Below are 22,893 nucleotides of genomic sequence, written 5' to 3'. Positions count from 1 at the left end.
AAGTCCGGTAAAGATAACTGTCGCATTTCTTTATTCTTCTTTTTGAACACGAACGAATAGAAGCAAAATAGGGGCATTGCTCCTATTTTGTACTTATTTGAATAATGGGGGATGAAACATGAATGTTTTAGTAATTGGCCGCGGTGGGCGTGAGCATGCTTTAGCATGGAAGTTTGCACAGTCTGAGCAAGTAGAAACGGTATATGTAGCACCAGGGAATGAAGGCATGAAAGATGTGGCGGTACCAGTTGCTATTGATGAAAATGATTTTGATGCGCTTATCCTGTTTGCGAAAGAAAATCAGATTGCTTTAACATTTGTTGGTCCGGAAATTCCATTAATGAATGGAATCGTCGATCGTTTTGAAGCTGAGGGACTTCGCGTATTTGGTCCTAATAAAGCAGCCGCTGTAATTGAAGGAAGCAAAGCTTTTACAAAAGAGCTTATGGAAAAGTATGATATTCCAACAGCAGCATATGAATCATTCACAAACTATGAGGAAGCAGTAGCCTATATTAACAAAGTAGGCGCACCAATCGTCATTAAAGCGGATGGCTTAGCGGCTGGTAAAGGTGTAGTAGTTGCAATGACGCTAGAAGAAGCACTACAAGCTGTAAAAGAAATGCTACAAGATGTGAAATTCGGTGAAGCGAGTAAAAAGGTTGTTATCGAAGAATTTTTAGATGGACAAGAATTTTCTCTAATGGCATTCGTGAATGGAACGAATGTTTACCCGATGGTAATTGCGCAAGATCATAAGCGCGCTTTTGACGGTGATAAAGGACCGAATACAGGAGGAATGGGTGCATATTCTCCAGTACCACAAATTCCAGAATCAGCGGTTGAAATAGCAATCCAGACGGTTTTACATCCAACAGCTCAAGCGATGATTCAAGAAGGACGTTCATTTACTGGGATTTTATATGCAGGACTTATTTTAACAAGTGAAGGCCCGAAAGTAATTGAATTCAATGCTCGCTTTGGTGATCCGGAAACAGAAGTTGTATTACCTCGTTTGGACAACGATTTAGTGGATGTATGTAATAGCGTATTAGATGGAGAAGAATTAACGCTTAAATGGTCTGAGGACGCTATTATTGGTGTAGTACTTGCTTCAAAAGGATATCCGGAAGTATATGAAAAAGGTGCTGTTATTCGCGGGTTAGATACAGTAGAAGGTGTGATTGCCTTTCATGCAGGAACAGCTGTGAAAGACGGAGAGTTTGTAACAAATGGTGGTCGCGTGCTATTCGTCGCTTGCAAAGCAAAAGACTTACAAGAGGCGAAGGATAAAGTTTATAAAGAAATCAAGAAAATTGAGAGTGATGGTTTATTTTATCGAAGTGATATTGGACACCGGGCGATTGAAAAAGTAGATTGCTAGAAGCTAACATAAAATATGTTAGCTTCTTTTTTAGTAACTAGCTTTTCCTTTTCTTCTTTATTCAAAGCTTGACTTCGGACATTAACTTCGGTCAAAATACAAAAAACGATTTGAGTTATTCTTATGCGGGCAGTAATCCCTAGTAACTAAAGTTTTACGCTATCTAGTTGATCCTGAAATCCCGAGCTTCTCCATCTTTCTATACAATGTTCGCACACTAACTCCTAAAGCAGCGGCAGCCTGCTTTTTTCCTTCATAATCATAACCGTAATAATGAAGCTTTTGAATAATACTCTCTTTTTCAGCTTCTTGTAATGCACCGTGTTGCTTTGAAGGTGCATATAGTGAAGTTGAATTATTTTGTAGAAATTCTGGTAATGATGATTTTGTTAATTTTCCGCTCTTCTCCATATTCATACCGTATTCAATAATATTCTCCAATTCACGAATGTTCCCCGGCCAGTGATATTGCTTTAACTTTTCTAAGAAGTCATCTGTATGAGTTTGAATGAATTTTCCTGTTCTTGTTTGTAATTTTTCAATTAAGAAGGGAACTAGTTTCGTAAAGTCTTCTTTTCGTTCTCTTAATGGTGGCAAGTGGATAGGAATAACATTTAGTCTGTAGTAAAGGTCCGAACGGAATTGTTTAGCTTTCATCAATTTTTGTAATGATTGATTGGATGCAGTGATAATCCGGACATTAACTTTTTTAGGAAGTGTTCCACCAATTCTTTGTACAACACCATCTTGCAGTACTTTCAATAATTTTGGCTGTAAATGGAGAGGGAGATCGGCAATTTCGTCTAAAAATAGTGTTCCTCGATCAGCCATTTCAAAGTAACCTGGCTTTCCCTTTTTTCTTGCTCCCGTAAATGCACCTTCCTCATAACCAAAGAGTTCACTTTCGAATAAAGATTCAGGAATACTAGCACAATTTATTTCAACAAAATCGCCCCTTTGAAATATGCTTTGTTCATGAATAAGTTTTGCCAGTAAGCTTTTTCCAGTCCCTGTTTCCCCTGTAATAACGATAGAGGAGGTACTACTTTTCATATTCCTTAAGATTTCTTTTATGTTTTGCAATGTATAGCTGTTTCCAAGGATATAATCAGTTTGTTTTAATTTTGTTCCTATTTTGGAAGTAGAATAATTGGTTTCATGAATAATTTCGGTAATAATCCCTTTTAATTTTTCCATCCAATAGATAAATTCTTTTTGTTGATCGATTAATTTCTGTTGCTTGTCTTTTGAAAAACTAACGAATGAAAGATAGCCGTAGTGGCATTCATTTTGAATCATATTTTGTATAATTTCCGCAGTTGATGGACAGCTTTTTTGAAAATGACAACCATGACACATATTCATATGCCCTGGTTTATGTACAAAGGTAATAGGATGTTCATAGAGCTTTTGGAAAAAGGGGAGGTATACACGCTCTCCTTTCTTTTTTTTATATTCTTGTGTTGAAGAAATTAATAGTCCTTCATGATTGAAATAGGCGATTTCTATTTGTAACAGCTCGGCAAATGTATGAATAATTTTTGTGATTGCTGTGATCGTGGACAAGTTAAATCCTCCCTTCTTTTATAGTTTTATTGTATGGTAATTCCGAAAAATCAAAAAGTGTCAAAAGGTTGTCAAAAGTGTCAATTGCTCATAGAGAGAGTACTTGTTGTAGCAAGGGTTTATCATGTGATGAAGTTGGCATGCTTTTTGCTTAATAAATAGTAGATGCGAATAAAGGAGTTTTTTTATGGAAAGAGATTATTTTCAATTAAAGGATAAAGTAGCAGTTGTGACTGGAGCGGCATCAGGGATTGGGTATGCGACCGCAACTATTTTTGCTGAAGTAGGAGCTACCGTCCTTCTTTTAGATATTGATGAAGAAAAAGGTATGCAGGCCGCACAGAGTTTACGAGATGAGGGAAGGCAAGCAGAATTTTTGAAATGCGATGTAACAAGTGAACTAGATTGCAAAAAGGTTAGTGAGCATATTAGAAGAGTGTATGGAAACGTTGATGTGCTGTTTAATAATGCAGGCATCATTAGAAGAAAAACAGTTGTTGAATTAGAGGAAAGAGAATGGGATTCAGTTATTAATGTTTCATTAAAAGGTGTGTACCTCTTATCTAAATATATCATTCCAATTATGGCTGAAAAGCAAGGTGGGAGCATTATTAATACAGGTTCTGGATGGGGACTAAAAGGAGGAGATAAAGCCGCGGCTTATTGTGCTGCGAAGGCCGGTGTTGTGAATTTAACGAAAGCAATGGCAATTGACCATGGTCCACAAAATATTCGAGTGAATTGCATATGTCCAGGTGATACAGATACACAGTTATTACGTGATGAGGCGAAGCAATTACATGTAGAAGAGGGTACATTTTTGAAAGAATCAGCAACAGATCGACCTTTATCAAAAATTGGTACGCCTCGTGATATTGCAAAAGGTGTTTTATTTTTAGCTAGCGATTTGTCATCTTGGGTGACAGGAACGGAACTTGTTGTTGATGGTGGAGGTTTAGCATAATTGAATTGATTTTAATAAGGGGGTATTACGATGACGAAAAAGGTACATCCTTACATTCCAAATATGGTACCTGAAGTAAAGAAAGAGATGTTAAAAGAAATAGATGCTGAATCAGTGATGGAATTATACGCCTGTATACCGGATGAACTAAAGTTGAAAGATGAAATGAACATTCCAAAGGCACTGACGGAATACGAATTGCGTCGCCATATTGAGGGGATATTGTGTAAAAATACGAGTACAAATGAATATCTAAATTTTCTAGGAGCAGGTTGTTGGCAACATTTTATACCAGCAGTTTGTGATGAAGTAAATCAACGATCTGAATTTCTAACGGCATATGCTGGTGAACCTTATGAGGATCATGGTAGATTCCAAGCATTATTTGAATATCAAAGTTTAGTAGCTGAACTTGTTGATATGGATGTTGTAAATGTGCCGACGTTTGATTGGGGGCAAGCAGCGGCTACATCAATTAGAATGGCTGCTCGTATAACAAAAAGAACAAAGGTATTAGTGGCGAAAACCATATCACCAGAAAGGATGAAAATTATTCGAAATTATGGGTCTCCAGATCTTGAATTTGTTTTTGTCGGTTATGACGCTGACAATGGTCTCCTTGATTTAGAAGATTTAAAGAATAAGATATCTTCTGATACAGCAGCAATTTATTTTGAAAACCCGTCTTATTTAGGTTTTATTGAATCACAAGGTATGGAAATTGCGGGAATTGCGAATCAGTCCGATGTACTAGTTGTTGTTGGTGTTGATCCTATGTCGCTTGGAGTATTGGCACCGCCAAGTCACTATCAAGCAGATATTGTTTGTGGTGATTTGCAGCCACTTGGTATGCATATGAACTATAGCGGAGGGCAAGCGGGATTTATTGCTACAAGAGATGAAGAAAAGTTTATTAGTGAATATCCTTCACGTCTATTTGGAATTATGCCAACAGTAAAAGAAGGAGAGTACGGCTTTGGTGATGTAGCTTATGACAGGACATCTTTTGCACTTCGTGAAAAAGGAAAAGAATCAGTTGGTACACAAACAGCGTTATGGGGTATTACAGCTGGGGTCTATTTATCGTTACTTGGACCGAATGGCATGTATGAATTAGGTCAAACGATTATGCAAAATAGTCAATATGCAGTGAAACAACTGAACAAAACTCCTGGAGTGAGAGGTTCAAGATTAAGTTCTCCATTCTTTAAAGAATTTCTTGTCGATTTTAATGAGACTGGTTTATCAGTAGAAATAATAAATAAGAGATTATTAGAAAAACAAATATTTGGAGGAAAGGATATTTTAAAAGAATTTCCTATATTTGGTCAATGTGCTTTATATTGCGTTACGGAAGTACATACGAAGGAAGAGCTTGATCGGTTAATTGATGCTCTTCAAGAGGTTGTGTCGAATTAAAAAAGATGAACAGAAAGGAGAACCAACTCATGAAAAAAATTAAAAGGAATAGTCAAGTTCGTGACTTTCATCAAGCAAAATGGAATGAGCCAATTATTTTTGAGCTTCATCAGCAGGGAGAAAGAGGAGTGGAGATTCCATTAGTGGATCAAACAATTGTGAAGGAAGTTGGAGATGGAGTTTCGAAGATTCCTAGTTCTATGTATAGAAAAGAAAGACCGAAACTTCCGGAAATTGGTCAGGCGCGTGTGCTAAGACACTATGTCAGGCTTTCGCAAGAAACGTTAGGATCAGATTTTAACGTTGAGATTGGGCAAGGTACTTGCACGATGAAATATATCCCAAAAATCAATGAATTGTTAGTACGAAGTCCTAAAATAATGGAACTGCATCCTCTTCAAGATGAAAGTACGGTTCAAGGGATGTTAGAAATCATATATAAATTGGATCTTTGTATGAGAGAAATCTCTGGTATGGATCACTTTTCATTTCAGCCGAGTGGTGGCACGCAAGCATTATTTGCCATGGCTTCCATTGTAAGAAAATATCATGAATCTCGAGGGGAAGGGGAAAAACGGAATGAAATTATTACAACCATTTTTTCTCATCCTTCGCAAGCAGCCACAGCAGCCGTCAAAGGATTTAAAATCATTACACTTCATCCGGATGAAGATGGATTTCCTGATCTTGAAAAGTTAAAGGCAGTTGTTTCGGAGCGGACGGCAGGTTTCGTTGTTGCAAATCCTGAAGATACAGGGATTTTTAATTCGAAAATTAAAGAATTTACAAAGGTCGTACATGAAGCTGGTGGGATTTGTTACTATGATCAGGCAAATGCGAATGGCCTCCTTGGAATTACTAGAGCAAAAGAAGCAGGATTTGATATGTGTTTCTTTAACCTTCATAAAACATTTGCTGCTCCGCATATGTGTGGTGGGCCCGCAACAGGTGCACTTGGTGTGAGCAAAGAGTTAAAAGAATATTTACCAGGACCAATTGTCGAGTATGATGAGGGGAAATATTATTTAAACAATGGCTTGAAACATTCTATTGGGAAAGTACGCGCTTTTCATGGGGTAGCGCAAACAATTCTAAGATCTTATGCATGGATTCGTGCTCTTGGTCCAGATGGATTAAAAGAAGTGGCGAAAACCGCTGTGCTAAATAACAACTATATGTATCACAAAGTACAAAAGATTCGTGGTGCAAGTGCTCCATATGTGAAAGGACAGCGTCTTGAACAAGTTCGTTATAGCTGGGAAGAGATGAAAAATGAAACTGGTATTACAACAGAAGATGTCCAAAGAAGAATGGCGGATTTCGGCTTACACTATTGGACCAGTCACCACCCATATATCGTACCTCAGCCGTTTACGCTTGAACCGACAGAAAGCTACTCTAAGGCTGATTTGGATGAGTATATTGCAGCTCTTGAGCAAGTTTCGAAGGAAGCCTATGAAAAACCTGAAGTTATTCAAAACGCCCCGCAAAATAGTACCATCCATAAATTAGATGAACAAGATTTTCTCGATAATCCGAAAAAGTGGTGTATTACATGGAGAGCGTATCAGAAGAAGGTGCAGTTACCGGAATTAATTTGAAGTAAAGAGAGGGACAATTGATTAACACTCCATTTTTTATTATACACCCGCAGTCAGCGGGTGTATTTTTGTATGGCTGGATTTCCTTCATAGATAGGAGAAAGGGTATTTCACGTTGAATGTTTCAAGAAGTTATAATCTGTTTGTATCTATATAAGTTCGTTTACCATGAACCTGTCTACATTTTAATTCGCCAATCAACAACAGAACAATAGAAATAACCAATGTAAGTGCAGCGCCAATGAGTGGAAGATAGAAGTTTTGTGTTTGTTTTGCGATGATACCTGTAAAGATTGGTCCAATAATTTGTCCAATACCATAAATTCCAGTTGTATAACCGATAATTTTATTACTTTCATTTGGTTTGATTCTTTTTGCTTCTGTCGTTGTTAAAATGGTGATTCCTACGAATGTCGCTCCGAGAAGAAAAGCACTCAAAAATGCTCCGATTACGTTGGGAATAAGGAGTGGGGAGAGAACGCTTATAATTTGTAAAAAGTAGGCGGAGATAAGAGCTCGTGTTGTTCCATACTTTTGAGCAATGTTTGACCAAATATAACTAGATGGAATGACGGCGATACCAACAATAATCCAGCTACAAGATGCATAAAAGGGAGATAGAGTAATTCTCTCTACAATGGTGACAAGAAAGGTTCCGGTAATAATATAGCCAAATCCTTCAAATCCATAAGCTAAAATGAGCCAAAATAAATAGTTTTTTCTATGTGCGGTATTTATTGAAGTAGCTTTTAATTTTTGTATTGTATGTCTAGTATCCTCTTTTAACCATTTCCATACAAAAATAGCTAAACTAAAGCTAATAAGGCCTAATCCAATCCAAGCACCATGCCAATACCAAATGGAGTTTAATAAAGGAGCGAATAATCCAGCTAAAATAATTCCGATGCCAACACCACTATAAATCATCCCACTTAGTACAACCTTATTCCGATGAAATAAATAATCTAAAACAATACTAGAAGCAAGAACAAATACGATGGCACTTGTAAAACCACCAATAAATCGAAGTGGAAACCATAAGAAAATATATGAGGTAAATCCCATAGAAAGAGTTGAGAGGATATTAAGAAATAAACAATGATGTAACAATTTTTCACGATTTTTTATTGTAACAAACCCGATGAAGAATGCACCGAGTAAATAGCCAAGGTAGTTACTGGAAGCTAAATATCCAGCGAGGTCATCTTCAACATGAGCTTGTTTTTCCATAAAAGAGATAATAGGTGTATAGGCAAAGCGACTAATTCCCATTACGGCTACTAGTGCAAATATACCAGATGAAATTATTTTCCACGTTTTCGTTTCGTTCATGTAATCTCCCTTCTTGAAACAGTTTCTAATACATATGATAGGGAAATGTACAGAAGGAGTAAAATACTGTTTTTTAATACGTGATATCAAAAATAGTGATACGAATGAAAGGACAGGAGAAATATGAATTTACAAGATTTTGTCGCATTTTATATGGTTGCGCAAGAGAAAAGTATTTCGAAAGCAGCAACTAGGCTTAATTTTGTCCAATCCAATATAACGGCAAAAATAAAAAGGTTAGAAGCAGAATACGAAACACAGTTATTTTATCGCCATAGAAATGGAATGACATTAACGCCTGCAGGAGAAAAACTGTTAACATACGCTGAGAAAATGATTCAAATATTGAATGAGTCAAAGAGAGAGATAAAATATACGAATTTACCAGGAGGAATGCTCAAGATCGGAGCGATGGAAACTGCAGCGGCAGTTAGATTGCCAGCTATTCTTTCTAATTTTCATGCACAATATCCTGAAGTCGAGATTATGTTACAAACGAATAGTACAGGAGAATTAACAAAAAAAATACTTTTACATGAATTAGAAGGGGCTTTTGTAGCGAATAGCATTGATGATCCGGCATTAGAAAAGATAGAAGTATTTCAAGAGGAAATGATGTTAATGTCGAAGAGAAGTTTTTTATTGGATCATAAGTATATGGCGGATCAGTCTTTTATTGTTTTCCAATCTGGTTGTTTTTATAGAAAGGTATTAGAAGAATGGTTATTATCCGAAGGTGTTGTTCCGCGAAAATTGATGGAGTTAAACTCTTTGGATGGTATTGTGGGCTGTGTCAAAGCTGGGCTTGGGGTTGCTCTACTTCCAAAAGAAGTTGCGGAGCAGTTTGACTTTCAACAAGAGCTTCTTCGTATACCTTTACAAAACGAGAATAGATTTATTCCAACGTACTTTATTTATCGGAAAGATAGTGTGAAAACAGCAGCATTATGTGGGTTTATTAAATTGCTTTATAGCATAGAAGAAAAGGGGAATTGTAAATATTCCTAAAACATATCAAATGATTACCTAATATGAAAAGTAATTAGAAAAAAGAAAAATATAAATGGTTACTGTTACTGATTGCTGTACCTAGAGAGGAGATAACTGTTTGGACTTCAGAGAATTTCAGTTAACTATTGTCAAAGGAAATTACGTGAACAAAATATCTGATAAGGAGGATGACTATTGAATGAGTTTATTAGATCTTTAATAGAAATGATAAAGGTTATAGGATTCTATGTTTTTGGGGTTATAGTTACCGTCTATATTTTAGAACCTGTTTACAATTTAGCTGATGTGGCGTTTCAAGGTAACGTATGGGTAATTTGCGTAGCTGTGGCTTTTATTTTATTTACCGTACTATTTTAAAATCCATACGTCAAAAAGAGTTTTCATTCTCTATTTTAACATATATGTTATTATTTATATCTCTGGTTATTATCCTTGTTCCGTTTTTTAAGGGGATAACACCTTATTAAAATAAACAAAAAATCCCTTTAGATGTTACTTACTAAAGGGATTTTTTACATCAATTTAAGAATCATTCTCTTTTTTTAGTTTTCCTTTTTGCTTTGCCATTTCTCGAAGTAAATACTCGATGTGAGCGTTGACGCTGCGAAATTCATCATTCGCCCATTTTTCGATGACTGCGTGTAATTCAGGATCAATACGTAATGGAAAGCTTTTCTTTTTGGCCATAATTACCTACAACCTTTAATAAAGACTTCCTGTATTAATAACTGGTTGTGCCCCTTTATCTGAAACGATGGCAACCAATAAGTTGTTCACCATATTTGCTTTACGCTCGTCATCTAAATCAAGTACGCCCTCTTCATCTAACATATGAATCGAATCTTTGGCCATTTTCACAGCACCTTCGACAATCTCTTTTCTTGCTGCTAACACTGCTTTTGCTTGTTGACGCTGGAGCATTGCATGAGCAATTTCTGTTGCGTAAGCTAAATGTGTTAAGCGTGTTTCTAATACTTCAACACCTGCGATTTCTAAACGAGCCTCTAATTCACGTCGTAATTCTTCAGAAATTTCTTCAGAATTTCCGCGTAGTGTGATGCAATTTTCGTCTTGGAAATTATCATACGGATATTTCGTTGCGACGTGACGAATTGCTGTCTCACTTTGAATTTCTACAAATTCATCATAATGCTCAACACCGAAGATTGCTTTTGCTGAATCAACAACTTTATACACAACAACAGCTGCAATTTCAATCGGATTCCCATCGACATCGTTCACCTTTAATTTTTTACTATTAAAATTTTCAACGCGTAGAGAAACGGTTTGACGAAGGGCGAATGGAATTGTTAAAAATAAACCATTATTACGGATTGTTCCTAAATAGTTACCAAAAAACGTAATTACTTTTGCTTGGTTAGGCTGAACAATTCCAATCCCTGTGCCAAGGATACCAGCTAAAACAAGAAACAAGATAGCTACTACGAATGTTTCTTGTACAAGGAAAAATACACCAATACCCGCTAAAGCTAAAAGACCAATAATACCTAGAAAACCATTTACATAAAATACTTGTTTTTCTTTCATATGATCGCCTCCTGATATAAAAATGATATCACTTTTATATCACTTTATACAAGGGTAAAATACCTAATTTTCAGAAAAAACATTAAAAATTGTAAATATCAATTTTATGCGAAAAATATTAGGGGAAAAGTGTAATCGAACAGGAACGTTAGTTCTGTTTTGTGGTAAAATAAAGAAGACTTAGCCGCCCACTGTAGCAGCTAAGTCTCTTTGAGAGCATCTTGCATCGTGACAAATGATTCAAAGCGGTTTTGCCAGGATTGCTTCTTCAATCGCTGACTCAATCTCTTTGTCCGAAGTATCATAACTTCCTGTTGACTCTGATTTGCCATCGGAATTATGAGTTACTTCTTCTTTAGCATATCCTTTTTTATTAAAATCCATGCTTGGCATTTTAAAGTTACTGATGTTCATATATTTTCCAAATTTACATGCTTCAACAATAGGACAGAAACGAACAATTCCCTCTGCAATTCTCATTGCGCCAAGCCACAGCAAAATTGTAGACCAAGTGCACCATGGTTTACGTACAAGTTTAGCTGTGCTACAACTTACCAGGACAAAACCGAGTGTGATTCGAATTAGGGCATTGATTATGCTGATATTTTGCTTCATTAGAAAAATACTCCTTCTTTACTCGTTTAGAAATAGAAAATACTATTTCAGTTATTATTATTCCATGTAAGTTTTACGATATGTAAACCAACATTTGACGGTGAAAAAGATGTTGGATTGGGCGTGTGTGTATGTGTCTTTTTTTGTTATAATGTAAGAATGCATAAAAGGAAGTTTAAAAAGTCCGGTCAAGATAACCTTCACATTTCTTCGTTGCATTGCCAGTCCGGTACTCATGTAGTATAAGCTACACTCCGTATCCTCCTGGCTTCTGCGCCTCGAACTGCTCGGTTCTCTTGCTCCTCCTTTTTAAACCTGTATTGTTAGAGGAAGTTTAAAAAGTCCGGTCAAGAAAGCTGTCGCATTTCTTTGTTACGTCGCCAGTCCGGTATTCATGTAGTATAAGCTACACTTCGTATCCTCCTGGCTTCTGCGCTTCGAACTGCTCGGCTTTTTTGCTCCTCCTTTTTGAACAAGAACATAAAGGTGATTAGACAAAAGAAAGGGTGTTTTCATGTACGATATTTCCGGATGGAAACATGTATTTAAGCTTGATCCCAATAAGGAATTAAGCGATGAACATTTAGAAATGATTTGTGAATCTGGAACAGACGCAGTAATTGTAGGCGGAAGTGATGGAGTAACAATTGATAATGTATTACACATGCTAGTAAGCATTCGTAGATATGCAGTTCCTTGTGTGTTAGAGGTTTCTGATCTTGAAGCACTTACACCAGGATTTGATTTTTATTATATCCCAAGTGTTTTAAATAGCCGAAAAGTGGAATGGGTAACGGGAATTCACCATGAAGCATTGAAAGAATTTGGGGATATTATGAACTGGGATGAAATTTTCATGGAAGGATATTGTGTTCTAAACCCAGAAGCGAAAGTAGCCCAGCTTACAGAGGCGAAATGTGATTTAACAGAAGATGATGTGATTGCATATGCACGTATGGCAGACAAGCTTCTCAACATGCCAATCTTCTACTTAGAGTATAGTGGTACTTATGGAGATATCGAACTCGTTAAGAATGTAAAAGCAGAATTACAACAAGCGAAGCTATATTATGGCGGCGGAATTTCAAGTGCGAAAGAAGCAAAAGAAATGGCGCAGTATGCTGATACAGTCGTTGTTGGAAATGTAATTTATGATGATATAAAAGCAGCTTTACAAACGGTAAAAGCTGTGAAAGGAGAGTAGGTGAAGGCACATATGAGTATAACAGATAGATTATTAAATGGTTTAAATCCAGAGCAACAAAAGGCAGTACGAACAACAAGTGGGCCACTTCTATTAATGGCAGGTGCAGGTAGTGGTAAGACGCGTGTGCTAACGCATCGAATTGCATATTTACTTGGTGAAAAAGGTGTAGCACCTTGGAATGTACTAGCAATTACCTTTACAAATAAAGCAGCTCGTGAAATGCGTGAGCGTATTGATACGCTTGTTGGTCCAGAGGCAGAAGATATTTGGATTTCTACATTCCACTCAATGTGCGTACGTATTTTACGACGTGATATTGACCGCATTGGGATTAATCGTAACTTTACGATTTTAGATGCAAGTGATCAACTTACTGTTGTAAAAAAAATCATGAAAGAGCGTAACATTGATCCGAAGAAATTTGATCCACGTTCTATTTTATCTGGTATTAGCAATGCAAAGAATGAATTGTTATCTGCTGATAAGTACGCAAAGCAAATTACTATTGCAGATCCATTTGAGAAATTAACAAGTGATGTATATACAGAATATCAAAAGCGTCTTTTGAAAAATAATTCATTAGACTTTGATGATTTAATTATGACGACGATTCATTTATTTGAGCGAATTCCAGAAGTATTGGAATTCTACCAGCGTAAATTCCAGTATATTCACGTTGATGAGTATCAAGATACAAACCGAGCGCAATACATTCTTGTAAATAAACTAGCGGCTCGGTTTAAAAATCTTTGCGTTGTTGGTGATTCGGATCAGTCGATCTATCGTTGGCGCGGAGCAGATATTTCTAATATTTTGTCATTTGAAAAAGACTATGAAAATGCACAGGTTATTTTGTTAGAGCAAAACTACCGTTCATCACAAAATATTTTAAATGCAGCCAATGCTGTAATTGAAAAAAATTCAAATCGTAAACCGAAGAAGTTATGGACGGATAATCAAGTTGGAAGCAAACTTTCGTATTACCGTGCTGCAACGGAAAAGGATGAAGCATATTTTGTTGCGAAAAAAATTCGCGATGAAATTCAAATGGGAAATCGAAAATACACAGATTTTGCGGTACTATATCGTACAAATGCGCAGTCTCGTATGGTCGAGGAAATTTTCTTGAAATCGAATATTCCATACAAAATTGTCGGCGGCATTAAGTTCTATGATCGGAAAGAGATTAAAGATATCTTGGCATACTTACGTTTAATTGCAAACCCAGACGATGAGATTAGCTTTGCACGTATTATTAACATGCCGAAGAGAGGAATCGGTGCCACGTCCATTGATAAAATTATTAACTATGGCGTACAAAATGGTATTTCATTAACGGCTGTGATGGATGAAATAGAGCATGTTGGCGTAAGTGCAAAAATTACGAAAGCAGTCAAAGAATTTGCAAGTCAATTACACAATTGGGTGAATATGCAGGAATACTTATCAGTTACAGAATTAGTAGAGGAAGTAATTGAAAAAACAGGCTACCGTGACATGTTAAAGAATGAACGTTCTTTAGAAGCGGAAGGCCGTCTTGAAAACTTAGATGAGTTTCTATCTGTTACACAAACATTTGAATCACAAAGTGAAGATAAGAGTCTTGTTGCTTTCTTAACAGATTTAGCGCTTGTTGCAGATATTGATCGTGTGGACGAGGATCCAACTGCAGGTGAAGAAGTTATTTTAATGACAATGCACTCTGCAAAAGGATTGGAGTTCCCGGTTGTCTTTATTGTTGGTTTAGAAGAAGGAGTTTTCCCGCATACTCGATCTCTTATGGAAGAAGATGAAATGCAGGAGGAGCGTCGCCTTGCGTATGTCGGCATTACTCGTGCGGAAGAAGAATTATATTTATCGAATGCACAAATGCGTACTTTATTTGGTAGAACAAACATGAATGCAGCGTCTCGATTTATTTCAGAAATTCCTACAGAATTACTTGAATCATTAAATGAGACAACACCGAAGCGTGAAACGTTCGGTGCAAAGGCAAGAACGGCGGGGACGACAACACGTTCTCGTTCAGCATTTGTGCGGCAGGCAGTGAAAACGACGGGAGGAGAGCAATTTGGCTGGGCTGTAGGTGACAAAGCGTCCCATCAAAAATGGGGCATTGGTACAGTTGTAAGTGTGAAAGGCGAAGGAGATGCAAAAGAATTAGATATTGCATTCCCAAGTCCAATTGGCATTAAACGTTTATTAGCAAAATTTGCACCTGTGACGAAACAATAGGAAAGGAATGAGGATATGTCAAAAGAAGCAACAAAGCAGCGAATAGAAGAACTTCGTGATATTTTGAATACACTGAATCACGAATATCACGTACTAGACAATCCTTCTGTTTCTGATGCGGAGTATGATCGCCATATGCAGGAGCTTATGAAGTTAGAAACGGAAAACCCAGAATTTGTAACAGAAGACTCTCCCTCCATTCGAGTTGGGGGAGAGGTGCTTGATATATTTGAAAAAGTAACGCATCAATCACCAATGTTAAGCTTAGGAAATGCTTTTAATGAAGGTGACTTACGCGATTTTGATCGCAGAGTACGTCAAGGAATTGATGGTTCAAATGTAAGATATATATGCGAACTAAAAATTGACGGTCTTGCTGTTTCCCTTCATTATGAAAAAGGGCGCTTCGTTCAAGGAGCAACGCGCGGTGATGGCGTAACAGGTGAAGATATTACGCAAAACTTAAAAACAATTAAGGCCATTCCTCTTCGTTTGAAAGAAGAAGTAACATTAGAAGCGCGCGGTGAAGCATATATGCCAAAACGTTCGTTTGTAAAATTAAATGAAGAGAAAGAGCAAAACGGTGAAGCTGTTTTTGCAAATCCGCGTAACGCGGCGGCAGGATCAATTCGTCAGCTAGATCCGAAAATTGCGGCAAAGCGTAATTTATCTATGTTTGTATATGGTCTTGCTGATGTGAAAGAAAAGACGATTACAGCTCATAGTGAGTCATTGGACTTCTTAGGTGAACTTGGATTTAAAACAAATCCAAATCGTCGCACATGCGAAACGATCGAAGATGTAATTACTTATGTAGAAGAGTGGCAAGAAAAACGTCCAAATCTTGATTATGAGATTGATGGAATTGTAATTAAAGTAGATGATGTAAACTTGCAAGAGAGTTTAGGGACGACTGCGAAGAGTCCAAGATGGGCAATTGCATATAAGTTCCCAGCAGAAGAAGTTGTAACAAGGTTAACAGGTATTGAACTGAACGTGGGGCGTACAGGTGTTGTGACGCCAACAGCTGAACTTGAGCCCGTGCGAGTGGCCGGAACAATTGTCCGCCGTGCATCTTTACATAACGAGGATTTAATTCGTGAAAAAGATATTCGAATTGGAGATTATGTTGTTGTGAAGAAGGCTGGAGATATTATTCCGGAAGTCGTTAACGTTATTTTTGATAAGCGTAATGGCGGAGAAGAAGAGTATCGTATGCCAACACACTGTCCGACATGTGATAGTGAGCTTGTTCGTCTAGAAGAAGAGGTAGCTCTTCGCTGCATTAATCCGGCATGTCCAGCTCAAATTCGTGAAGGATTGATTCATTTTGTCTCAAGAAATGCAATGAATATTGACGGACTTGGAGAGCGTGTGATTACACAGCTCTTTGAGGCAGACTATATTCGGACATTCGCAGATTTGTATCCATTAACGAAAGAACAAATGTTACAATTAGAGCGTTTTGGTGAGAAATCAGCATCTAAATTAGTACAAGCAATTGAAGCATCTAAGGAAAATTCATTAGAGCGACTGTTATTTGGACTAGGTATTCGTCATGTTGGCGCAAAAGCTGCTCGCACATTAGCAGAGCATTTTGAAACGATGGATCATCTCGTGAAAGCGACGGAAGAAGAGCTGAAATTGATTAATGAAATTGGCGAAAAAATGGCCCAATCAATTGTAACGTACTTTGATAATGAAGACGTGTTAGAATTATTACAACAGTTTAAAGAGTATGGTGTTAACATGGCATACAAAGGGATGAAACGTGCTGATTTACAAGATATTTCGTCTTACTTTGCTGGGAAAACGATTGTTCTAACAGGGAAACTAGAGATTATGGGACGTAGTGAAGCAAAGAAAAAGATTGAAGAGCTAGGTGGAAAAGTAACAGGCAGTGTAAGTAAGAGTACTGATTTAGTTGTTGCGGGTGAAGCTGCAGGATCGAAGTTAGCACAAGCAGAGAAGCATAATATTGAGGTTTGGAATGAAGAGAGGTTCTTACAAGAGCTGAATAAGTAAGAGGTGAAAACTTACCATGAAAAAAATAGCGTTAGCGGTATTAAGTCTTGGGTTACTCGTAAGTGGGTGTAGCACAGGAATAAAAAAAGAAGAAAAAATTGTTGAGAAATCAGGGAAATCCAAAGAACAAGCGATTGTTCCGAAATACTCTATTTCTGATGATTATTATAAAACGACTGTCCCGTTTGACCCAGGTTCTGCGCGTGGCTTAGTTGTACAAGGATTAAATAGTCGTTTAGATATAGACGAATTTGAAACGGGATTAATGCGTATCGCGAAAGAATCGTTTAGTACGAAGGATTATCTTTTTAAAGGCGGCAGTAAGTTAGATAAAGACACAGTTCAAATGCTGGTGAAGAGAAAGCGTACAGAAGCAGAGCAGAAAGAATTGGAAGAGAAACTGGGGAAGAAAGATGCTGGGAAATATCCGAATATTGGACTGAATCCGACGTTAGAGGGAGGATCAGAATCATTAGAGGTTAGAAATAAAAAAACGCCTATATATCTTTCTAATATTTTAGAGCATGATTATTATTCGCGAAAAGATGACAAGGTTGAATTAGGTGGGGTCGTTATCGGATTAGCAATGAATTCAGTTCATTATTACAATGAAGAGCATGGATATCCACGGGAAGCTGTAATTTCAGAAGCTGATATGTTAAGAGAAGGAAAAGCGATGGCGCAAGAAATTTTAAAACTAATGCAGCAGAAGAAACCTGAGGTGAAAGATGTTCCAGTTACGTTTGCAATCTATCGCCAAGGACCAAAATCGACACTTGTACCAGGGAAATTTGTTTCTTACGCGCAAGTAGATAAAGGTAGCGAAACAATTGGGGATTGGAAATCAATTAATGAAAAATATTACTTATTCCCTTCTGAATTAGCAAAATCAGAGGTACGTGAAGATTATGCAACGATAGAAAACTTTAAGACGAAACTGGGTGAATACTTTAAAGGTGATTACACAGCTGTTGTTGGTACAGGATTTTATAAAGATGATCAATTAAAAGAAATGAAGCTTGAAATTCCTGTTCAATTTAATGGGAAAGCAGAAGTCATTGGGTTCACACAGTATGTAGCGGGACTTGTGATGGAATACTTCCCGAACTATATGAAAGTACAAGTGACCATTAAATCTGTTGAACGTCCAGAGGCAGTTATCATTCGTGAGGCGAAACAGGATGAACCATTTGTGAAAATTTTAGATTAATAAAAAGAGCTGTTCCTTCTTGGAACAGCTTTTTTTATTCTTAAATTTTGTTATAATTTTTAATGTTATGAACAAATGGGTGAGGGGAAAAGGTATGGATGAATTAAGTTTACAGGTTATTGTTTTACTAGTAGCATTCGGTTTTTTAGCATCTTTTATTGATTCTGTTGTTGGAGGAGGAGGATTAATTTCACTTCCTGCTCTTATGTTTGTAGGTTTGTCGCCTGCTTCTGCAATTGCAACGAATAAGTTGGCTGCAACAATGGGGACTTTCACAAGTGCTATTTATTTTATTCGTTCAAAAAAAGTTGACTTTCGCATTGTAGGAAAGTTAATCCCGTTAACTATTATTGGCGCGATTGCTGGAGCTCTAGTGGTGAAATTTATTCCACCAGATATTTTACGACCACTTGTACTTATTATGTTGGTATTTATTGCGATTTATATTATTGTAAAAAAGGATTGGGGTAGTGTCTCCACTTATAAAAAGATGACAAAAAGAAAAGCATTAATGTTTTACTTTGTTATTTTAAGTTTAGGATTTTATGATGGTTTTTTTGGTCCAGGGACAGGATCATTTTTGATTTTTGCATTTTTATTAATTGGTTTGGATTTTATTCAATCGGCTGCATCTGGAAAACTCTTGAATTTTGTTAGTAATATTGTATCTTTGATTACATTTCTATTTTTAGATGTAATTCATTTTGAATACGGTATTATTATGGGGTTATCTATGATTTTAGGAGCTTATTTAGGATCAAAGTTTGCAGTGCAAAAAGGTGTTGGATATGTTCGTACGTTATTTTTATTGGTAACAATTTTGTTAATCGGAAAAAATGTCTTAGAATATGTTCATATTTTTTAGCTTCATACGTATGTATGAAGCTTTTCTTTTTTTATTATATTTTAAAAATTAATTAATTTTTAAAATATAAGTCTAGGAATATTTGAATAAATCTAAATTATCGTGTAGAATAATGTTGTAAAATGTAAACGTTTTTCTAAGGGGAGGCTAAAAAGAATGGTAGTAGCATACAAACATGAGCCATTTACAGATTTTTCAGTAGAGGCTAACAAGTTGGCGTTTGAAGAAGGTTTAAAGACAGTAGAATCTTATCTTGGACAAGACTATCCATTACTTATCGGGGGAGAAAAGATCACTACAGACGAGAAAATCGTTTCTGTAAACCCTGCAAATAAAGAAGAAGTTGTTGGTCGTGTTTCCAAAGCAAGCCGTGAATTAGCTGAAAAAGCAATGCAAGTGGCGGATGAAACATTCCAAACTTGGAGAAAGTCAAAACCAGAAATGCGTGCAGACATTTTATTCCGTGCTGCAGCAATTGTTCGTCGTAGAAAACATGAGTTTTCTGCTATTCTTGTAAAAGAAGCAGGTAAACCATGGAATGAAGCAGATGCTGATACAGCAGAAGCAATCGACTTTATGGAATATTATGGTCGTCAAATGTTGAAATTAAAAGACGGTATTCCAGTAGAAAGCCGTCCAATTGAATATAATCGTTTCTCTTACATTCCATTAGGAGTAGGTGTTATCATTTCTCCTTGGAACTTCCCATTCGCAATTATGGCGGGGATGACAACAGCTGCTGTAGTTTCTGGTAACACAGTATTACTAAAACCAGCTAGTACAACACCTGTAGTAGCAGCGAAATTTATGGAAGTATTAGAAGAAGCGGGACTACCTGCAGGTGTAGTAAACTTCATCCCTGGTAGCGGTTCTGAAGTTGGTGACTACTTAGTAGATCATCCTCGTACACGTTTTGTTAGCTTCACTGGATCAAGAGAAGTAGGTATTCGTATTTACGAACGTGCAGCAAAAGTACAACCAGGCCAAATTTGGTTGAAACGTGTTATCGCTGAAATGGGTGGTAAAGATACAATCGTTGTTGATAAAGAAGCAGATCTTGAATTAGCAGCAAAATCTATCGTTGCATCAGCATTTGGATTCTCAGGACAAAAATGTTCTGCTTGTTCTCGTGCTGTAATTCACGAAGATGTATACGATTATGTATTAAACCGTGCTGTTGAATTAACAAAAGAATTAACTGTAGGTAACCCAGCTGAGCAAGGCTTAAATATGGGACCAGTTAATGACCAAGCTGCATTCGATAAAGTAATGAGCTACGTTGCAATTGGTAAAGAAGAAGGTAAAATTGTAGCAGGTGGCGAAGGTGATGATTCTAAAGGATGGTTCATCCAACCAACAATCGTTGCTGACGTTGCAGAAGACGCTCGCTTAATGAAAGAAGAAATCTTCGGACCAGTAGTAGCATTCTGCAAAGCAAAAGACTTTGATCATGCGCTTGCAATTGCAAATAATACAGAATATGGTTTAACAGGAGCTGTTGTTTCTAATAACCGTGAACATATCGAAAAAGCACGTGAAGACTTCCACGTTGGTAACTTATACTTCAACCGTGGATGTACTGGTGCAATCGTAGGTTACCAACCATTCGGTGGCTTTAACATGTCTGGTACAGACTCTAAAGCGGGTGGACCTGATTACTTATCACTTCACATGCAGGCAAAAACTACTTCTGAAACATTATAAGTTTAAGAAGTGTGAGAAAGACCTTCCCAGAATGGTGAAGGTCTTTTTTATTTCCTAAAACATTTCAATTTAGAAGGAATGTATCTTTTGTAAATAAAGTGTGAATGTATGAAAAGGAACAGATTCACCAGAAAATTACCTTCATGCGTCATATTTGTTATATTAATTTTGTGAATTTCCTGTATAATACAATTTGAAAGAAAATCTATGGTTAGACAAGAGAACACTCCTTTCGATTTTGCTCACTGAAGGGAGTGTTTTTCTTTTTTAGTTGTAACAAATTATGGTAAGTGATAAAATCAATTGCTGATTATTCTGAAAAAAACAATTATCGGATAGTAGTGAATAATGTATAGTACTGAATGATAAAATTTATATGGATAGTAATTTTTTAAAATTGAATTTTTAACAATTGTATCGACGGTATAAGAAAGATAAGAAAAAGGATGTGCTATTGTATGAAAAAAATTATTCTAATTGCATTATCGTTGCTCGTTCTTGGAGGGATTGGTGTTGGTGCAATGACTGTTTTTGGATTAGCTTTTAATAAAACTGAAATTCATAAAAAAGAAACGCTAGCCGGGGAGAAGATTAATGAAATTGAAGTAAAGACTTCGGCAGCAGATGTTGAAATTGTTACAGTTGATTCAAAAGATATCGAAGTGTTACTGGATGGAGATATAAGCAAAGAGCTAGTAGATAAATATAAATTTGAGGTAAAAGAAGAAAATAATAGATTGAATATTAAATTTAGTAAAAATCGGAATTCTGTTGATTTGGAAATTGGGACTACTGCAGGAGTCAAGTTACAAGTTAAAGTTCCAAAGCAACTATATGAAAATGTAAAAGTAATTACATCATCAGGAGATTTTGTAGCGAAAGAAATTGAAGCAAAAACAGTGAATATAAATACTTCTTCTGGGGATATATCATTATTACAGTTTAATATAAATGAAAAATTAACAGCTAAAACGTCAAGCGGAGCAATTGAGACAAATAAAAGTAAAGTGAAAGTAGCAAATTTGGAAACAAGCAGTGGGAAAATTAGAGTAGATGGTTTGCATGCTAGAGAATCCGCATTTACAACATCATCGGGGGATATTGAATATAATACTCGTAGTTTGCAAGGAGAGATAGAGTGTCATACATCAAGTGGGGATGTTAAGATGAAAATTGATACCCTTCCTGAATCTTTAAAAGTCGAATTTGATGGGGGTTCAGGTAAGGCGGATTTAGATATTGCTGGCCTTTTATATGAAGAGAAATCAAAAAATAAATTGATTGGAGTAAAGGGGACAGGAGAAAATAAAATGAAAGTAAAAACAAGTTCGGGAGATTTCAAGTTACGATAGTTTGTGAATAACAGTAAAAATCATGTCTTCAATTGAGGAAGACATGATTTTTTTACTTTAGGTGGATAAAAACTCTTCTGTACTCATAACATTAGCATATACTTCGTTTAAGCTTGCCAAAATTGTATTATGAATATAGACAGCAGGAATGGTAGCGTTTTTGAATAGAAGATCTTTTGTTGTACATGCATCATGTACAACGGTGCAGTGAAATCCAAAATCAAAAGCGGCTCTTACGGTAGCATCAATACACATGTGGGTCATCATCCCACATATAATGACATGCTCAACTTCTAAGTGTTGCAATTGTTCTAATAGGGCTGTTTCACGAAAACTATTTGGATAGTGTTTGAGAATAACAGTTTCATTTCGTAATGGACGAACATTTTCATGAATGTGGATACCTTCTGTATTAGGTTGAAAGAAGGGAGCGTTTTCTTTCATAGATACATGTTGGATATGAAAAATCGGTTGGTTTGTTTCACGAAAATGTTGGAGTAGCTGCCCTGCATATTCGCTGGCTTCTACTGCGTTACGTAGTTCCATCCTTCCATTTGGAAAATAATCATTTTGAATATCAACGAGTAAAAGAGCTGTTTTCATAGCATCTATCGTCCTCCGTTTTTATTTCATATTCATGTAATGTTATTCAATTAGTAGTGGATATTTTCCTTTTAGAAAGAAGTAGTGAAGAAGAATTTTACATAAAGTTAAAATTCTTCCTTTTGTAATAAAGTGAAACTTTAATCAGTGGGGGATTCTTCATCCCCCGCCTAACTTCTTTACTTTCGCTGAATTTTGAGGTGAGGGTCTTACTGTCCGTTAATGCGGGATAAAAAAGTACTTATCTTTTAT

At 36.5% G+C, this 22,893-nt stretch carries 19 protein-coding genes; 13 read left to right on the top strand and 6 right to left on the bottom strand.

The features are described 5' to 3' along the window. The first annotated feature begins 118 nt into the window (after window positions 1-118). Window positions 119-1,384 (top strand): phosphoribosylamine--glycine ligase, encoded by a 1,266-nt coding sequence (gene purD / locus AZF08_RS06440; protein ID WP_033678488.1) that lies wholly within the window; start codon window positions 119-121, stop codon window positions 1,382-1,384. 159 nt (window positions 1,385-1,543) lie between these two features. On the opposite strand, the gene AZF08_RS06435 is transcribed toward purD, so the two are convergent. Next, window positions 1,544-2,950, bottom strand: coding sequence for a sigma-54 interaction domain-containing protein (locus AZF08_RS06435; RefSeq protein ID WP_033678491.1), 1,407 nt, complete (start codon window positions 2,948-2,950; stop codon window positions 1,544-1,546). Between the two features lie 187 nt (window positions 2,951-3,137). Here AZF08_RS06435 and AZF08_RS06430 point away from each other — a divergent pair, with 187 nt between their 5' ends. The 3 genes from AZF08_RS06430 to gcvPB are packed head-to-tail and all read left to right on the top strand — an operon-like array spanning window position 3,138 to window position 6,934. Continuing rightward, window positions 3,138-3,914 (top strand): SDR family NAD(P)-dependent oxidoreductase, encoded by a 777-nt coding sequence (locus tag AZF08_RS06430; protein ID WP_033678494.1) that lies wholly within the window; start codon window positions 3,138-3,140, stop codon window positions 3,912-3,914. 30 nt (window positions 3,915-3,944) lie between these two features. Beyond that, on the top strand, window positions 3,945-5,333 hold the full coding sequence (gene gcvPA / locus AZF08_RS06425) for an aminomethyl-transferring glycine dehydrogenase subunit GcvPA (RefSeq protein WP_033678497.1): 1,389 nt from the start codon (window positions 3,945-3,947) through the stop codon (window positions 5,331-5,333). 29 nt (window positions 5,334-5,362) lie between these two features. Then, window positions 5,363-6,934, top strand: a complete 1,572-nt coding sequence (gene gcvPB / locus AZF08_RS06420) for an aminomethyl-transferring glycine dehydrogenase subunit GcvPB (protein ID WP_153019485.1) — start codon at window positions 5,363-5,365, stop codon at window positions 6,932-6,934. A gap of 132 nt (window positions 6,935-7,066) precedes the next feature. Here gcvPB and AZF08_RS06415 read toward each other — a convergent pair whose 3' ends face one another. After that, the gene (locus tag AZF08_RS06415; RefSeq protein ID WP_033678501.1) at window positions 7,067-8,266 is read right to left on the bottom strand and encodes a YbfB/YjiJ family MFS transporter; all 1,200 of its coding nucleotides are present in this window, start codon (window positions 8,264-8,266) and stop codon (window positions 7,067-7,069) included. Window positions 8,267-8,389: 123 nt separating this feature from the next. On the opposite strand from AZF08_RS06415, the gene AZF08_RS06410 reads away from it, so the two are divergent. After that, window positions 8,390-9,274 (top strand): LysR family transcriptional regulator, encoded by an 885-nt coding sequence (locus AZF08_RS06410; protein WP_033678503.1) that lies wholly within the window; start codon window positions 8,390-8,392, stop codon window positions 9,272-9,274. A 177-nt stretch (window positions 9,275-9,451) separates the two neighbouring features. Beyond that, on the top strand, window positions 9,452-9,634 hold the full coding sequence (locus AZF08_RS06405) for a hypothetical protein (protein WP_033678507.1): 183 nt from the start codon (window positions 9,452-9,454) through the stop codon (window positions 9,632-9,634). 165 nt (window positions 9,635-9,799) lie between these two features. On the opposite strand, the gene AZF08_RS06400 is transcribed toward AZF08_RS06405, so the two are convergent. The 3 genes from AZF08_RS06400 to AZF08_RS06390 all read right to left on the bottom strand — a co-directional run bounded on the left by AZF08_RS06400 (window position 9,800) and on the right by AZF08_RS06390 (window position 11,440). Beyond that, window positions 9,800-9,964, bottom strand: coding sequence for a toxin-antitoxin system HicB family antitoxin (locus tag AZF08_RS06400; protein WP_033678510.1), 165 nt, complete (start codon window positions 9,962-9,964; stop codon window positions 9,800-9,802). A gap of 15 nt (window positions 9,965-9,979) precedes the next feature. Then, the gene (locus AZF08_RS06395) at window positions 9,980-10,825 is read right to left on the bottom strand and encodes an SPFH domain-containing protein (RefSeq protein ID WP_033678514.1); all 846 of its coding nucleotides are present in this window, start codon (window positions 10,823-10,825) and stop codon (window positions 9,980-9,982) included. A 240-nt stretch (window positions 10,826-11,065) separates the two neighbouring features. Beyond that, window positions 11,066-11,440, bottom strand: a complete 375-nt coding sequence (locus AZF08_RS06390) for a YgaP family membrane protein (protein ID WP_033678516.1) — start codon at window positions 11,438-11,440, stop codon at window positions 11,066-11,068. A 514-nt stretch (window positions 11,441-11,954) separates the two neighbouring features. Between AZF08_RS06390 and pcrB the strand changes: the two genes are divergently transcribed. The 7 genes from pcrB to AZF08_RS06355 all read left to right on the top strand — a co-directional run bounded on the left by pcrB (window position 11,955) and on the right by AZF08_RS06355 (window position 22,038). After that, window positions 11,955-12,644, top strand: coding sequence for a heptaprenylglyceryl phosphate synthase (gene pcrB / locus AZF08_RS06385; RefSeq protein WP_033674533.1), 690 nt, complete (start codon window positions 11,955-11,957; stop codon window positions 12,642-12,644). Between the two features lie 12 nt (window positions 12,645-12,656). After that, entirely contained in the window at window positions 12,657-14,882 is a 2,226-nt protein-coding gene (gene pcrA, locus AZF08_RS06380) for a DNA helicase PcrA (protein WP_033674541.1), read from the top strand. Window positions 14,883-14,897: 15 nt separating this feature from the next. Further along, complete coding sequence (ligA, locus tag AZF08_RS06375; protein WP_033674532.1) at window positions 14,898-16,907, top strand: NAD-dependent DNA ligase LigA; 2,010 nt, start codon at window positions 14,898-14,900, stop codon at window positions 16,905-16,907. 16 nt (window positions 16,908-16,923) lie between these two features. Beyond that, window positions 16,924-18,117: a CamS family sex pheromone protein gene (locus tag AZF08_RS06370; RefSeq protein ID WP_033674531.1), complete on the top strand. Its 1,194-nt coding sequence runs from the start codon at window positions 16,924-16,926 to the stop codon at window positions 18,115-18,117. Window positions 18,118-18,211: 94 nt separating this feature from the next. After that, window positions 18,212-18,982, top strand: coding sequence for a TSUP family transporter (locus tag AZF08_RS06365; protein ID WP_033674530.1), 771 nt, complete (start codon window positions 18,212-18,214; stop codon window positions 18,980-18,982). A gap of 156 nt (window positions 18,983-19,138) precedes the next feature. Next, on the top strand, window positions 19,139-20,686 hold the full coding sequence (gene pruA, locus AZF08_RS06360) for an L-glutamate gamma-semialdehyde dehydrogenase (protein ID WP_033674529.1): 1,548 nt from the start codon (window positions 19,139-19,141) through the stop codon (window positions 20,684-20,686). A gap of 458 nt (window positions 20,687-21,144) precedes the next feature. Beyond that, window positions 21,145-22,038 (top strand): DUF4097 family beta strand repeat-containing protein, encoded by an 894-nt coding sequence (locus tag AZF08_RS06355; RefSeq protein WP_033674528.1) that lies wholly within the window; start codon window positions 21,145-21,147, stop codon window positions 22,036-22,038. Window positions 22,039-22,095: 57 nt separating this feature from the next. On the opposite strand, the gene AZF08_RS06350 is transcribed toward AZF08_RS06355, so the two are convergent. Continuing rightward, window positions 22,096-22,641, bottom strand: a complete 546-nt coding sequence (locus tag AZF08_RS06350; protein WP_033674527.1) for a cysteine hydrolase family protein — start codon at window positions 22,639-22,641, stop codon at window positions 22,096-22,098. Between the last annotated feature and the right edge of the window lie 252 nt (window positions 22,642-22,893).

It is taken from the genome of Bacillus gaemokensis (assembly GCF_001590835.1).
GTDB classification, from domain to species: Bacteria; Bacillota; Bacilli; order Bacillales; family Bacillaceae_G; genus Bacillus_A; species Bacillus_A gaemokensis.
Note: the sequence above shows the minus strand (reverse complement) of the source record. Positions and strands in the feature narration are given on the sequence as shown.